This is a genomic window from Bradyrhizobium sp. WSM4872, from assembly GCF_055811715.1.
Genome location: NZ_JBVVPT010000008.1, coordinates 283,132 through 298,600, shown reverse-complemented (window position 1 = coordinate 298,600; position 15,469 = coordinate 283,132). Strand labels below are relative to the sequence as shown.

Here is a 15,469-nt window from a genome sequence, read left to right as displayed (position 1 = left end):
TCCGCCACCTCCACCCTGGAAGCCTCCGCCGCCGCCTCGGCCGGCGAAGCTCGCACCTCCGCCGCCGCCACCGCGCGGTCCCATGCTCGCCATGCTCGCCTGGCCACGGGCCGACGCTGCGGCCGCCGAGCGGCCCGACGATACGTTCAGGGCGCCGCCGCCACCACCGCGGTTCGCGGCCTTGGTGCCGCCGCCCTTGGCACCGCCCGCCTTAGGGCCAGCACTCTTTGCACCGGCATTCTTGGCACCACCGCCCTTCGCCGCGCGATCGCCGCCACCTTTGGCGCGATCGCCTCCGGCCTTGGCGCGATCCCCGGCGCCTTGACGGTCGCCACCTCGGTCGCCAGCGCGATCTCCCGCACGGTCACCGGCGCGATCTGCGCCACCAGGCCGATCCTGTCCCGGCTTCTGCTGTCCGTCGCGGCCGCGGAAATCCATCCGGTCGGCGGCGCCGGCCTTCAGATTGCTATTGCCGAAGCGCTGCTGAACGTTGGCGTTGTTGTAGCGTACCCCTTGGCGATGCGAGGGATTGTGCTGCCACCCATTTCCGATATTCGTAGTCCGGTGATTGATATAGACGTTGCGGTTGCCCCAGTTGCAGCCGCCGCCCCAATAATTGCCCCAGCGACCGATGGCCCAGGCCGTGCCGAAGGCGAGACCCGCCGCGACGACGCCTGCGCCGATGTAGGACGGGTAGCCGAAGTAATATGGTGGATACTCGGTGTAGGGCCACGCGCCGTAGACTGTCGCAGGCTCGTAATACGGCACATACATCGTGTCGGGAACCGCCGGCTCGATCACGACCACCTGCCTGCTTTCCTCGGTCTTGACGCTCACCTTCTGCTGCTTGGTGGTCACCAGCTTCTTGTTGTCATAAGCCTTGGTCCGCAGCCGCTGGACCGCATCCATCACATCCGGCTGCTGTGCCAGGACGGCGTCGCCCAGCGCCTTGGTCCAGTCGAGCTTGTCGCTCATCATGGCCAGGACCTCAGCAGTCGAGGCCAGCGCCTTGATGCTGTCATCCCACGGCTGCTTCTCGACTTCAGTCTTCAGGGCATCACCCTTCAGAGTCTTGCGCTCCTTCAGCCAGCGATCGGCCTGAACGACTTCCAGGGGATAGGTGGAAGCCGCCAGCACGTTGGCAAGCAACTCGTCGGGATAGAGCGCAATCGGCGCGACCAGAGCTTCGAGTTGCTCCGGTTTCAGAAGCTCTGCGGCTTGCGCGGGGGGATTTGCCTGCTGTGGGCTGGAGGCCGGCGCCTTATCTGCGGTCTGCGCCGCCGCCGCCAGCGGAATCGCGATCACGAGCGCAAGCGCCATCAAGGTCCTGCCGCAGCAAAACATCAGATCCTCCATACACATGTCCGCCGATCATCAGACCCGAGAGCTGGCGTTTGTTGATCGAGATCAACGAAACGCTGCCTCATCCCCCGCCACGCCCGAGCAAGCTAGTCGATCAGCTCAGCCTCCATCAGCAATCGTTCCGGGATCGCCAACCCAAGCGCGTGGACGGCTCTCACGTTGATAACGAGATCAAACCTCGTGGCGAATTGCACCGGAAGACTGCGGACCTCGGCGCCGCGCAGGATGCGAGCGACATAGCCAGCGCCGTCCCGAAACTGTTGCGTCAGGTCGGCGCCATAAGACATCAGCCCGCCATTCACAGCATAGAAGCGGACGGCGAAGATCGCCGGCACGCGGCGCTGGGCCAGCAACGGGATTGCCATGGCGCTCTGAGTACTGAAGAAACCGCCATCCGGCAGCACGACGAGCCCGCTACCATTCCGCGCCGCCGTCTCGATGACCCCCGCGATCTCGGCGCCGCTGCGGACGGAGGCGCCGGTAACCGTCATGCGCAGGCGACTTTCCACCTGGTGTGCGGCCTGAAGATAAAGGGGCGCATATGGCGCGGTCTCGGGATTGTACAGAAGCATCGCACTGCTCATGCTGGGCACCATGTCCTTCAACAGGCTCAGCCATTTCCCGCTCATAGCATGCTCGTAAAGCGAGAAGCCGGTAAGATTGCTGGTCGGCCTTGCCAGATCGACGACGAGGCCTGTCCCGACCGGATCCGAGAGCCCGACAAAGATGATCGGAATGACCTGCGTTGCAGCCCGCAGCGCCCGAGTCGTCGCCGTGCTGGTCGCAAACAGCACGTCGGGTCCGGTGGCAACAAGTTCGCGAGCTTCACGTTCCTGCCATGTCGGATTGGAGCCCGGCCAGCGCACATCGAGTCGGTAGTTCTGATTGGCGATCCAGCCGAGGTCGGCGAGACCCTGCTGAAAGGCATTGACGCGCATCTGAGCGCCGCCATCGCCCACCAAGTTGCCAGTCAGCACGCCGACCGACGGCATCGGCCGCGGTGCCCCGTCCTGAGCGTGCGCGAAAACCGGACAAGCGACTGCAGCCCCGACCAAGGCCATGAACTCACGACGCTTCATTGCCCGTCCGCTATCCCCCGAATGTCCCGCACCCTTCGCTTGACGCGATTGCTGAAGGAAACGGGGTTGGCGGCCGGAGGGTTTGATCAAGATCAAGGTAGCTAAGCTTGGGTTCGGTCGTGATTCGGCTTGGTCTGGAGTGACCACCCTCAGGTGCGGTCAACTGGCTGACCGAGCGCTTGCTCATGTCCATTCGCGGACAGCAGGATCCGACGGTCGTGAATCAGGCTCTGAAGACGATGCGCAGCGACATTCAATGTCGTGACATCGAGCGCATTCTCGTCTCCTGCAGCGGCCTTGGCGCGCTGGCCCTGGAGCACCCGGTCGATCTCGACCTCGATATCGGACAGTTCGGCCTCCGCCTCCGTCTTGCGTATCCGCGCGCCCAGCGCATACAGCAAGTCCAGGCCCCGTTCGTCCTTAGAGGGATCACGCACCTGAAGGAATTTCCAAGCCGCCGCCAATATAGAGATGAAGCCGCCGAAAATCATGGGCGCGAGGAAGATCGCGTTTCCCCATTCGTCTAGAAAGCTCTGCTGCGTTCCGTTGTAGAATGCTGCGGCGCCAGGATGAACCGGGAGGAAGGCGTCCGAATCCGTGCTCGGCGCGGTCATTTGCGAGAGGATTGGCAATTCACCCAGCAGATCCCTGCGCGCCTTCATCAGCGCGTCGGCCAGGCTGCCCGCCACCTCTGCGCTGAGCTGCTTTTGCGCAACCACATAGAACGACACCCGCAGCGTGGTGAGATCCTCGCTCGGGACAGGCGGCGAAGCGCGTAGCGTGCCCTTCGGGACATCGAAGCTTTCATAGGCGCGCTGCTTTTCCGCGATGGCACCAGCCGCCTCGACGGGAAGGAGGACCGGTGCGGTCTTCGGCGTTTGCAGAAAGAGGCCGCGCAAGAGGGCCAGATACTTTTCCGCAAGGGGAACGACGATCAGAATCGCCCGTACCTCCTTGGCATCGAGTGCCCGCCGCGCGTCTGCTGGTTGGAGATTGCGGAATGTCACGTTGGCGCGTCCAAGGCCGTATTCGTCGCTGAGGACGTCGACGATCTTGCGATTCATGTCGCCGCCGATCACGCCGACGCTGGTGCGCTTCAGACCAGCGATTTCGGTAATGGAGGAGCCCGGCGGCGCAACCAGCAGGACAACGGCGTGAGCGAGAACCACGATGGCCTGCGCCTGCGATAGGTCGCCGACGTCGCCGCGGACGACAGCAAGCTCGACCTTTTCCGCCGCAAACTGCTCGGCAGCATCAACCGCGTTGGTCGTTCCCACCAGCCTGAGCCGGACCGGGGCGTTCACCACGGCAAGCCGGCTCGCCAGCGCTGAGACCAGACGAGCGGCCTCACCGTCCAGCGATCCGACCGCGATGGTCAGCGTCGTCGGGCGGGAATACCAGCGGTAGCCGAACAGGCCAGCTCCAAGCACGAGCACAACAGCGCTGGCGACAATGATGGAACGAAGCCAGATCGGCATTTTTGCGGGGACCATGTGGCGCTCATAGTGAATATACGCTCGGTGGTCGGACTGGCTCATGAGGCCAGACCGGCTCAACTGAGGCGCATCGCTGAACCGAAGTGCGATTCAAACCAAAGCGAAGCCGGTCAGTGCCCGCTCAGCACCAGCGTCTTGATCGGCAGCAGCAGCGCCTGAATTCGCAACAGCATGGCGTGCACGAGCCCGACGCCATCGACGACATGCAGAGCGACGGCCCGAGCCGTGCCCGTCTCCTTCGCAGAGATCTCCTCGTGATTGCTGGTATAGGCATTGACGATGCAGCTACTGCCCGGCGTCACGCCTTCAAGTCCGCCCTTGTACAGCGGCTCTAGGAAGGCGAGGATCGAACCCGGCTTGCGTGCATTCTGAGCTTCAATCAATTCCTGGCCAGCCTGGACCTGGCCGGCGGCGATGTAATCCTGCACATCGGTGACAATGAGCGGAATGATGACCCATGGCTTGGAGATGCAGGTCGCTTCTGCGACCATCCCTACCTTCACCACCCCCGCTTCAATCTGTCCAAACCCGGCCTGCAGCCTACCCCTACCGGCATCCGCCGGTATCAACACGCCGGCTGGTCGCATGATCTGGGCAACGAGATCGCCAGTCCGAACGAGGAACTGTTCGACCCGCCCGTCGACGCCGGCGCGAACGAAGGTCTTGTCGAGATCGACCTGCGCTTCAGCCAACGCCGCCTGGCCGCTCGCTTTTTCAGCCGGCAACAGCGTTGAAAGCCGCAACATCGCCGACGTTTTGGACGCGGTGGCCGAGTCCACACCAGCCTGCCGCTGGTTGACCACGACCTGTAGTTTCTCGATATCACGTTGCGGGACGATACCGGGATTGCGGCGCTGCAGCTCCGTCTTGACGTCCAGCTCGTCCTTGGCCTGCTGAAGGCTGGCCTTGGCTTCCTGGATCTGCGCTTCGGCCTTGACCACGTCGTTTTCGGCGCTTGTCATCGCGGCGTCGACCTCGGCGATCTTGCGCGTGGCCGTCTCCAAGGCGGCCTTCTGCTTCGAACTGTCCAACCTGAACAGCACATCGCCTTTCTTCACTGCCTCGCTGTAGCCGACATTGACTTCCGCGACGCGGCCGGAGCCTTCAGGAAGGATGGGGACCGTCCGAAAATAGAGCGCGGCCGAGGTCGTTGACGGGTGAAAGTAGAAGATCATCGTGATCAGCGAAATCGTCAGCATCAGGCAGCCGGTGATGCCCCATCGCAATTCATACCAGATGGAAAAGAAGGTGATCTCCTTGCCGAAACGTTTGCCCTGGGCATAGCGGCGGTAGAGGTAGTCCGGCAGGATGGTCAGGAGGGAGCAGAACATGAGCTCAAACATGGCTGTGTTCCTTTCCCTTGACGATCGGCTTTTCAACCGGCGGCAAGTCAGGGAGTTCGGGCTCGCGACCCTCGCCGGGCGCGGCATCGGCGATCCTCTCGACAGAGCCTGCGATACTCCGCAGCGGCGTGCCGAAATCCGGCAAGTCGATCATCGCGAGCAGAAGGCCGGCCACCCAGAAAATGTGCATATGCGTAAAGAGCGAGATGATGCCCAGCACGGCCACGATCTCGAACTGAAGCTTCTGCGACTTGTGGGCCATTCGTTCCGGCAGGCTGTGCAGCTTCCAATAGAGCGTGCCAACCCAGAGTACGGTGCCGATCAGGAAGATCCCCATCACCACCATCAGCACGTCCGTGCCGCTTCCCGGCGCGAGGTAGAACGGCAGATGATGCGGGGCCATCGGATGAAGTTGCTCGCTCAATGGTCGCCTCCACAGAAGGGATCAGGGCGGTCTGCGCGCCGGCTCGTTACCGTGGCCGCGCAGGTGAGAAAATTGCTTGATATGAATCAAAGGTCCGAACGGCGCGAAACTTAGCTTAGCCCTGACTCCGATCCCACAGCAAGCCAGGAACGCACCAATCATGCCCGGCATCGATGAGCTCATTCCCAACGCACTGCAAATTCGCAAGGAAGCTGCGCTCGAGGAAGCCAGAAAGGCCGAGGAATATGTTCGCCTCGCCGCCGCGGCCGAAGCCGAGAAACGCGCTCTGATCGAACGGCTGAGCAAACCGTCCGGCAAATCCGAGGAAGAGAAAATCAAGCTCGCCTCGACCATCATCCAGCGCGCGGTTCGCAACGGGCTGACCGAAGTGCAGGTCTATCGCTTCCCGAATACACTGTGCACGGACAAGGGCCGTGCGATCAACCAGATGGAGGCGGGCTGGGAGAAAACGCTGACGGGAATTCCAAAAGAGATCTTCGAACTCTGGACCGAATACCTCAAGCCGCGCGGCTATCGCATCGGCTACCAGGTCGTCGACTTTCCTGACGGCGTCCCCGGCGACATCGGGGTCATCATTTCCTGGGGCGACTGATCACGTTTCGGCCGAGTTAAGAGAAGGCGGAGCGGCATGGCAAAGGACGAAGCCTCAGAGCGGATGAAGCGCAAGGACTACGAGAAGGAGCTCGAAAAGCTCCAGATCGAGCTTTGCCACCTCCAGGATTATGTAAAGGAGAACAAGCTTCGGGTCATCGTCCTGTTCGAAGGCCGCGACGCGGCCGGCAAGGGCGGCACGATCAAGGCGATCACCGAAAAGGTCAGCCCGCGCGTATTCCGGGTGGTGGCGCTGCCGGCGCCATCGGATCGCGAAAAGACGCAGCTTTTCTTCCAGCGCTACATGAAGCAGTTTCCGGCCGGCGGCGAGATCGTGATCTTCGACCGGAGCTGGTACAACCGCGCCGGCGTCGAATATGTCATGGGATTCTGCTCGCCCGCCGAGCACGATCGTTTCCTGTCGCTCTGCCCACAAATGGAAAAGTACGCCATCGATGGCGGCATCATCCTGATCAAGATCTGGCTCGAGGTCGGGATGGACGAGCAGGAGCGCCGCTTCAACGCCCGCATCGACGATCCGGTGCGGCAATGGAAGTTGAGCCCGATGGACCTCGAATCCTTCAAACGCTGGTATGATTATTCGCGCGCGCGTGACCTGATGCTCAAGAAGACGAGCACGAAGGACGCGCCTTGGTACATCATTCGCTCCGACGACAAGCGGCGGGCGCGGCTGAACTGTATCGCGCACATCCTGGAGGCTATCCCGCACAAGCGGATCAAGAAGGACAAGGTGAAGCTGCCGAAGCGCTCCGACAAGGGGCGCTACAATGACCAGGCCGGCCTGCGCGGAATGAACTTCGTCGCCGAACGCTATTGACGAGGTGATCGGCCGCACGGCCAGCGCGGTCCGATCGCTGATCGGTCAGATCGATGCTGCCGACGGACTTCGCTGGGCCCGTCAGCAGCGCATTCTTTCAATACGGGTACTGGTTGGGGCAGACCCAGTTGCCGTACGTGTCCTGGTAGCAGCCGTTGTTGTAGTTGTTATTGTAGTATCCGTAGGCGCCCGCGGCGGCCGCACCGACGGCAGCAGCACCGTAAGCCGCGCCTCGGTAGCCATATCGCGGATAGCCGCCGGGATAGCCGGCGACCGGACGGCCGGGACGGCCCGCAACGGGGTAACCTGGACGGCCAGGACGACCGGCGATCGGATGGCTCGGCCGCGGACCTCCTGCGTAATGGCGTCCGCCTCCGCCATGGATCCGCCCCGCATGAACGGCGCCGCCACGATAGCCACCGCCATGAAAACCTCCGGCGCGCATGCCCCCTCCACCTCCGCGATAGCCACCACCGCCACCTCCGCGGCGGGCATAGGCATCATCGGGAATAAGCGTGGCCGTGAGAAGAACGACGGCTGCAACAAGAGCTAAGAGATAACGAAGCATGGCGTGTCCTCCCTCGATATGGGTGCCGTGATCCGCTTCGACGATGCCTCGCGAACCGCGGTTGGCACCCGACCTGGCGCTGATTTGCGGCCGCTTCCCCGACTTACGTGCATGAGAAAAGCAGCCGCCATTCAAGCTAGAGCGCCGCGACCGCCGAAGCGGCGCGACTGCCGCTCTACCGCTTCAAAGCTATCGTCACGCCCCCCATAGCGGCTGACAGCTCCGCACCGACCTTCGGCCCGCTAAGCTGCAGAATCACGCCGTTGCCGTTCTGTAGCTGAACGGCACCTGCGCCGGCAGCGATGGCACCGCCCGCGCCGCCGACAGCGTAGGAGCCTTCGAGCGACTCCGGCCCCCTCAGGTTGAGGGCACGACCGACCAGCTTGGTGGTCGAAGCGCCGATCGTGAAGCCGACGCTCATGCCGGAGACGGTGAAGGGGTATTTGTGGCCGCGATACAGCAGAACGCCCTCGCCCCCACCGACGCCAACGATGAAGCCACCCTTGGTGAAGACAACGGCAACTTGGCCGGTCTCTGCCCGCGATGGCGTGCTGAATCCGGCGACGCCTGCCAGCGAGGCGACCAGGGCGGCATAAATAGCGACTTTTCTCATGACTTTTCTTTCCTCTGGTTGTGACGCCGAGCTATTGAGCCAGGATCATTGCGAAGTAGCCGAACACGGTGAGCAGAATGCCTGATACCGCGTAGCCGACCGGGAAGCCGATCCAGGGCACGGAGCTCTGGATTTCCACCGCGGCCTCACGGCACGGCCCGGAGTGAGACCGCGCACCGGCGACGCCGCCCATCAGCACGGCCGGGTTGATCTTGAACACGTGGAAGCCGATCGCCCAGACGATGAACGGCGGAATCGTGCAGGCAATGAAGCCTGCGACGAAGATCTTCAACGCGACCGCACCCGTGAGCTGCGCTAACAACCCGGCGCCGGCATTGATGCCGACGATGGCGACGAAGACCACGAGACCGAGATCCTCGAGCACATTGCGCGCCGCGTTCGGCGTGTTGCCGAAGAAGCGCAGCCGGGAAACCAGCGACGAGACGATCACGCCCGACAGCAACAGACCGCCGGCGTTGCCGAGGCCGATCTTGGCACCAAAGGCCGGGAATTCGATCATGCCGATTAGGAAACCGATGATCATGCCGGCGGCGAGCGTCAACAGATCGGTCGAGGTGTTGGTCCGCGCAATGCGTCCCCACATCTCGCCGAGCTCGTTGACGGCCGACTTGATACCGACCACCGAGACGATGTCCATCCGCTGCAACTCGGTCTTGAGACCGGCCGGAATCTGCACGCCGCCACGTTCGACCTTGGTGACCTGCAACTGACCGGCAATGGCCGTCTCGCGGAAGGATTCAAAGGTCCGTCCGGCCATCTCCTTGTTGGTGACAAGGATGTCCGCCTGATCCATGGGAATGCCGAGCGCCTTGGCGTCGGCGACTTCCGGCCCGATCAGGCCCATCTTGTCGGTCAGATGTTCGGTCGAGCCGCCGAGCGCGACGACGTCGCCCTTTTGCAGAACGAGTTCGGGGTCGGCACCCAGCGGTTCTCCTCGGCGCGCCACGTTGACGATGCGGTATTCGGGATTCATCGTCCGGAATTTGGCAATGCTCATGCCGACCTGGGCCGGATTGTCGAGCCGGTAGGCACGGAGGCCGAACTGCCGGTAACCGGTCAGGCCGCCACCCTCGAGGTCCTTGACGCCAAACTCCTGCTCGTACTGCTTGGCTGCCGCCTTGGCGTCGACGCCCCACCAGCGCGGCAGGTACTTGCAGATCAGGATGATGCCCACGGTGCCCCAGATGTAGGTGATGCCGTAGGACAGCGCGATCATGCCAGACGCATCCTCGGGCTTCATGCCTTCAGGGAGCTTCACCACACCCGAGGTGATAGCCTGCTCGGCCGAACCGATCGCGGCAGACATGGTCTGAGATCCCGCCAGCATGCCGCCGGCAGCACCAATTGGCAGCGCAAACAGCTTGGCGCAAATCACGACCAGGGCAAGTCCGACAACACTGGACACGAGCGCAAGGATGCAGAACTTGAGGCCGTCGCCTTTCAGGCTGTTGATGAAAGAGGGCCCGACACGAAGGCCAACCCCATACATGAACAGGTAATAGAAGAGGCTCTTGGCAAAGTTGTTCAACTCGAGCTTCACGCCATAGATCGACGCCCACACAGATAGGCCAGCGCCCACCACGATGGCGCCAGCGACCATGCCGAGGCCGTAGCCCTTGATGCTGGCCCGGCCGATCCAGACGGCGAGGCCAACGACGAAGAACAGCAACAGAAACGGGTTCTGCTGCAAGAACGTGAAAAAGCTCTGCATGTCCGTCCCCTTTTATTACGATGCAGCCTTCAGCTTCGGCGCGGCGCCGGGCTTGGGCCGGCCAATCTTCGCCAGGGCTTCGGCACGTACGAGCTTCAGCCCTTCCTTGGCGTCGTAGCCGTGGATTTCCTTCACATCGAGCTTGCGCATGAAGTCGATGGTTTCCTGGGTGATGACCTGCCCCGGCACCATGATCGGGAAGCCCGGCGGATACGGGATCACGAAACTGGCAGAGACGAGGTCGGGACCGGCCTTGAGGCGACGGTCGATCTCGGAATCGCCGAGCCGGATATATTCGCATCCCGCCGCATCATAGGCCGAGTAGAAGCCGCTACGGATGTCGCCCTCGTTGGTCTTGGTGCCGGCATCGCCACGGAAACTGTCGTGGAAATGGGAGAAGTTCGGCAGGTCGGGCACATCAGTCATCAGGCTCTTGACCCGTGCATCGAAGGTCTTCTTCGCATTGGCGCCGCCCTGAACCAGTCCGCGATCCACCTCGCCCGCAATCTCGGCCAGCACCCTCACCAGATGGGCGACGTCGCTGCGGGTGTTGTTGATGTTGGATTGGAACAACACCGAGTTGCGCGAGGTCTTGTTGATCTGGATGTTGTAGTCGTTGGCTAGAATCCCCTTGAATTGCGTACCGTCATAGCCGGCGGTACCGCACACCAGCGTCATGCGGGTCGGATCCAGGCAGAACTCGTCTTCGTCCAGGCTCTTCACGACGTTTGCCCAGTTCGTGCCGGCGGCCAGATAATCGGTAAAGCCGCTCTGGCGGTATTGCGCCGGCACCATGGCGTCCGCACCGAGAATCCGGAAGTATTTGGAGATCAGCGGATTGTTGTTGACCGCCTTGCGGATCGCGAACGCGATTTCGATCGCGTTGGCGACGAGACCGTAGCCTTCAAGCTCCATCTGGCGCCGCGAGACGTCGAGGCTGGCAATGAGCTGCTGGTTCGGGCTGGTCGATGCGTGCGTAAACACCGCCTCCTTGAACTGTTGCTCGACGGTATGGAATTCGACGTCCTTGACGGACAACATCGAGCCCTGCCGGATCGCCGACATCGACTTATGGGTCGAGTTGGTCTGGTAGACCCGCAAGCGGATCTGCCGCGGATCGGGAACCAGTCGGGTCTTGAGCAGCACCGCGTCCGACGGAGTCTTGCCGAGCTCGGCCTGCTGCTTCTCGTAAGCTGCGACCGATTTCGGGTCATGCATCCAGGTCTCGATCTCGTTCGCGGCGCCCATCGCGGTGCGCCGGCGCAGGAACGGCGAGAAGCGCGCGAAGCCGAACCAGGCTTCGTCCCACAGGAAGATGAGATCGGGCTTGATCGCGAGGCATTCCTCCATCACACGCCGGGTGTTGTAGATATGGCCGTCAAAGGTGCAGTTGGTCAGGTCCAGCATCTTGACGCGGTCCAGCCGGCCATCGGCCCTCGCATTCAGCAGGGCCTGCTTGATGGTCTGCAGCGGCACCGCGCCGTACATCGAATACTCCGTCATCGGGAACGCTTCGACGTAGATCGGCTGGGCGCCGGCCAAAACCATGCCGTAGTGGTGCGACTTGTGGCAGTTTCGATCGACGATCGCGATGTCGCCTGGCCCGAGCAGCGCCTGCACCGCCATCTTGTTGGACGTCGAGGTGCCATTGGTCACGAAGAACACGCGATCCGCGCCGAGCGCGCGGGCTGCCTTGTCCTGCGCTTTCTTGATGGTGCCGGTCGGCTCCAGCAGGCTATCGAGGCCGCCAGTGGTCGCGCTGCTCTCGGCCAGGAACAGGTTCAAGCCATAGAATTCGCCCATATCGCGGATCCAGTCCGACCTGAACACAGACTTGCCGCGCGCGATTGGCAGCGCATGGAACGTTCCGATCGGGCGTTGCGCATATTTCTTGAGATTGTCGAAAAACGGAGTGTCGAAGCGATCCTGGATACCCTCGAGGATGGAGAGATGGAGCTCGAGGAGCTCTTCGATCGAGTAAAATATCCGCCGAACCACATTGGCTTCGGGGTTCCCAGCCATTGCCTCCACGTCGCGATTCGACATCAGATAGATGTCGAGCTCGGGACGTACCCGCTTGATGACGTGCGCTAGCCGGAGCGCGGACGCGTCCGCCTCGTCATTGATACCCGCGGCGGCGGTCATGGTGCGGAGTATCGGCGCATCGTGACGCGAGCGCAGGCCGAACCCTTCGTTGATGACGACGGCGGCGATATTGGGGTTGAGCATCGTCGCGCAGAAGGCGTCTTCGAGGCTGCCGACGATCACTGGCTCATAGACGAAAGAATCGACCGGGCGCCGCAGCTTGCGCCATTCGCTGGCGAGAGCCGGCCACTTCTCGGAGGAGACGCCGGTGACGACCAGCGTTTCGAAATAGGGCCGTCGGGCTGCATGTGAGCCGAAAGTCGAGGACACAAGCTCGGGCGCATCGCCACTGCCGTCGTCCTTGGGATCCCAATCGCCGGCATGCTGGCGGAAGGATCTTGTCATCAGGGCCTGTGTAATCCGCGTCGCAAGACCAAGTGAACCCGCCGCATCCCCGGCCGTTGCCGCTTCCCGCAAGGCCGCCATCAATTGCAGGCCGGGATAACCGTGAAACTCCTCTATGACGGAGAGATCAGCCAGCGCCGCGTCATATTTCGCGCGATCGCCGCCGCGTGCCCACGTCTTGGCTGCCTCGACCAGGTCGCGCCAGTCGTCCGCCCGTCCGCCGGGCCCGGAAATGAACTGATCGATGCGCTTTTCTGCAGCCTTGGCGTCCTTGGACATGTCTCTCTCCAGATCAGTTTGCGACGTCTCCGCCGGGATCGTGATGCCCGCTCACCTCGGTCTATTGATCCAAGTCAACGGACGCGCATCTTGAAGAAGGAGCGATGCACCTCGCGATGCAATATCGCCAGAAGTGGCTGGCCGCGGCCGACTTCAGGCGGGAGATCGGATCAGAGCTGGCTGGGCAACAGCGATATCGGATCAGACGATTGCTTGTTCTCACCGAGCACGCTGTCGACCGAGCGAAGCCAAGCCGCACTGTCGGTCTTTTCCGCCAATCCCTCGGCCCGCAGCAGATCGCGCAATTGTGCGTGCGCGCCGACGATGCAGAAGGCGATATGCGCCGAGGCGAGTTTGTCGTAAAGGTCGTGCAACATGCGCGCCCCGGCCAGATCGATATAGGGTGACGCGGAGAGATCGCAGACCACCAGCCTGACATCGGCTGACTTCAGCAAGACGTCCGAAACTGTTTCCAGGATGGTTTCGGCATTGATGTAAAGCAGTGAGGCTTCCGGTCGAAAGGCGATGATGCCGACCAATGGCTCGACGCCTTCGTGCCTCGCATCGTCGGAGTAACGGCCGGTACCCGGAAGCTGGCCGAGGAAAGCGACATTCGGACGTGAGGCCCGCGCCAGGAGCAGGACAATCGAGGCAACCGCCGCCAGCAGGACGCCTTGCAAGATCCCCAGGAGCAACACGGATACGAGGGCAATTGTCGCAGCGTAAAAGTCGATGCGGCTGACTTGCCACATCCGCAACAGCGCGCGGATATCCACCAGCCTGTAGACGGCGGCAAAGACGATCGCCGCAAGCACCGCCTTGGGCAGATTCGTCAGGGCTCCCGTGAAGAACAGCAGGCACAGCGCCAGCACCACCGAACAGATCATCAGCGCCAGTGGCGTCCGCGCCCCTGCATTGTCGTTGACCGCAGATTGCGACAGCCCGCCGGCCACGGGATAGCCGTGGCCAAGTGCGGCGACGAGGTTCGCCGCGCCGAGCCCCAAAAACTCCTGCCGGACATCAAGGGCATAGCCATGCTTGGCAGCAAAGCTGCGCGCGGCGGACACACCTTCGATATAGGCCAACAGCACGCATCCCGCGGCCAAGGGGAAGAGCTCGTCGGGCTCCAACAGACCAAAGCTGGGTAATCCCAACGCCGGCAACCCCTCCGGAATTTTGCCAGTCACCGGCACGCCAAGCGACGGAAAGCCGAGCAGTGTCGCCAGCATGATCGAGAGCGCCATGATCGTGAGCCCGACCGGCCTTCCCGGCAGCCGCCGCTCTCCCACGAGGAGGGCCAAGAGCGCGATGGCTCCGATCGCGAGAACCAGCCAATTGATGCCGCCGAACTGTCCGGCGAGCTTGATGGCGCGATCGAAGAAATTGTGACCGCCTCCGGGGACGCCGAACAGGCTCGGCAACTGGCTCATCATGATCGTGAGCCCCGCGCCGGCCTTGAAGCCGACCAGGATACTGTCGCTCACCAGGCGGACGAGAACGCTGAGCTTGAACAACCAGGCAATCAGACAAAGCAGCGCTACTGCGCAGGCGGCCAGGCTCGCGATCTCGGCATATTTGGCCGCGTCTCCGCCGGCCAGTGCTCCGACAGTAGCCGCAATCATCAGTGAGATCGCGGAAGTCGGACCGATTGCAAGCTGGCGCGACGACCCCAGCAGCGCGTAGCCGATGCCGCCGAGCATGTAGCCGTAGATGCCGATTTGGGGCGGCAGGCCCGCCAGCGTGGCATAGGCCAGCGACACCGGAATGGCGTAAGCCGCAAGCGTGATGCCGGCAATGGCGTCCGAACGCAGCCAGGCGCGGTGATACTGCGCCAGCCAGGTTGCGGGCGGAAACAGGAAGAGCCAGCGCCATTTCCGCCCGGAAGACATCAGAGCCTGCCCTCCTCGCTTGAGGCTTCGCAGAGCAACAGCACGACCAGCAGTGCGATCACGGGGAGACCGAGCGCCAGATTCGGGATCTGCTTGGTCGCGAACGCGCCCACAGCCGCTCCGAGGCCGAACGTGACGCACAAGTTGGCGAAAATGCCGGGGGGACGGAGCGACCCATTACCGGAGGCCGCAGTGAACAGGCCTTCGATCGCCTGCCGCATGTTACCCGTGATCATGACGGAGCTGTAGACCACACCTTCGACCCTCGTGAAGACGGCGCTCTGCACGGCGGCGACGAAGGAAATGCCAAGCGTTCCCGCAAGATCCGGCAAGCGATTGTGCAGGACGGCGATAGCGACCAGTAGGAGGATTTCGACCAGCGTGCTGATCGCGCTAGCGCGCTTTCCGGTTACGCGACGCAGCCATGACGCGACGACGATACCGACCGCGAACGCAAGGATCGGTGGGACGAAGTGGAGCGCTTTCGTCCAGTCGCCGATCGAGCCATAGACCCACAGCAGCACAAGATTTGCCGTCTGGGCATTGGCCATCACGCCGTGGATGATCCACGTATAGGCGTCGAGATAGCCGCCCGCGAAGGCCAGCAGCAGCGCGACTCGCACCGTTTCGTCGCGGCGTATCGACGAAGCAACGGCGGTATCCATCGTGCTCATGTCCCCACGTCAAATCCTCCGGCTCAACAGGGAGCGGCTTAACCCGGGCAGGGGTTGATCTGAATCAAGC

Annotated in this window: 13 protein-coding genes; 2 read left to right on the top strand and 11 right to left on the bottom strand. The window is 62.6% G+C overall.

Going from position 1 to position 15,469, the window contains the following annotated elements:
• From AC0L3C_RS14670 to AC0L3C_RS14650, 5 genes are all read right to left on the bottom strand, one after another.
• Positions 1-1,344: DUF3300 domain-containing protein (locus AC0L3C_RS14670; RefSeq protein ID WP_473408309.1), on the bottom strand; the 1,344-nt coding region annotated here is incomplete at its 3' end.
• A 104-nt stretch (positions 1,345-1,448) separates the two neighbouring features.
• The gene (locus AC0L3C_RS14665) at positions 1,449-2,441 is read right to left on the bottom strand and encodes an ABC transporter substrate-binding protein (RefSeq protein ID WP_473260276.1); all 993 of its coding nucleotides are present in this window, start codon (positions 2,439-2,441) and stop codon (positions 1,449-1,451) included.
• Between the two features lie 149 nt (positions 2,442-2,590).
• Entirely contained in the window at positions 2,591-3,934 is a 1,344-nt protein-coding gene (locus AC0L3C_RS14660; RefSeq protein ID WP_473408304.1) for a TAXI family TRAP transporter solute-binding subunit, read from the bottom strand.
• Positions 3,935-4,047: 113 nt separating this feature from the next.
• A complete protein-coding gene (locus AC0L3C_RS14655) occupies positions 4,048-5,280 on the bottom strand; it encodes an HlyD family secretion protein (protein ID WP_027517207.1) in 1,233 nt (410 codons plus the stop codon).
• Entirely contained in the window at positions 5,273-5,683 is a 411-nt protein-coding gene (locus AC0L3C_RS14650) for a hypothetical protein (protein WP_473280061.1), read from the bottom strand. Before AC0L3C_RS14650 ends, AC0L3C_RS14655 begins: the two co-directional genes overlap by 8 nt.
• 181 nt (positions 5,684-5,864) lie before the next feature.
• Here AC0L3C_RS14650 and AC0L3C_RS14645 point away from each other — a divergent pair, with 181 nt between their 5' ends.
• Together AC0L3C_RS14645 and ppk2 are read left to right on the top strand one after the other, a co-directional pair.
• On the top strand, positions 5,865-6,317 hold the full coding sequence (locus AC0L3C_RS14645) for a hypothetical protein (protein WP_085351234.1): 453 nt from the start codon (positions 5,865-5,867) through the stop codon (positions 6,315-6,317).
• 36 nt (positions 6,318-6,353) lie between these two features.
• Positions 6,354-7,154, top strand: coding sequence for a polyphosphate kinase 2 (gene ppk2, locus AC0L3C_RS14640; protein WP_473279942.1), 801 nt, complete (start codon positions 6,354-6,356; stop codon positions 7,152-7,154).
• Between the two features lie 97 nt (positions 7,155-7,251).
• Here ppk2 and AC0L3C_RS14635 read toward each other — a convergent pair whose 3' ends face one another.
• From AC0L3C_RS14635 to AC0L3C_RS14610, 6 genes are all read right to left on the bottom strand, one after another.
• On the bottom strand, positions 7,252-7,722 hold the full coding sequence (locus AC0L3C_RS14635; protein ID WP_473260283.1) for a hypothetical protein: 471 nt from the start codon (positions 7,720-7,722) through the stop codon (positions 7,252-7,254).
• Between the two features lie 175 nt (positions 7,723-7,897).
• Positions 7,898-8,335 carry a hypothetical protein gene (locus tag AC0L3C_RS14630; protein WP_473408303.1) on the bottom strand — a complete coding sequence of 146 codons (438 nt, stop codon included), beginning with the start codon at positions 8,333-8,335 and terminating at the stop codon, positions 7,898-7,900.
• Between the two features lie 31 nt (positions 8,336-8,366).
• The gene (locus AC0L3C_RS14625; RefSeq protein ID WP_473260285.1) at positions 8,367-10,067 is read right to left on the bottom strand and encodes an aspartate:alanine exchanger family transporter; all 1,701 of its coding nucleotides are present in this window, start codon (positions 10,065-10,067) and stop codon (positions 8,367-8,369) included.
• Between the two features lie 15 nt (positions 10,068-10,082).
• Positions 10,083-12,836, bottom strand: a complete 2,754-nt coding sequence (locus AC0L3C_RS14620) for a decarboxylase (RefSeq protein ID WP_473408302.1) — start codon at positions 12,834-12,836, stop codon at positions 10,083-10,085.
• 170 nt (positions 12,837-13,006) lie between these two features.
• A complete protein-coding gene (locus tag AC0L3C_RS14615; protein ID WP_473408301.1) occupies positions 13,007-14,725 on the bottom strand; it encodes a SulP family inorganic anion transporter in 1,719 nt (572 codons plus the stop codon).
• A complete protein-coding gene (locus AC0L3C_RS14610) occupies positions 14,725-15,399 on the bottom strand; it encodes a YoaK family protein (protein WP_473260292.1) in 675 nt (224 codons plus the stop codon). The genes AC0L3C_RS14615 and AC0L3C_RS14610 overlap by 1 nt, the downstream gene beginning before the upstream one ends.
• Positions 15,400-15,469: the final 70 nt, after the last annotated feature.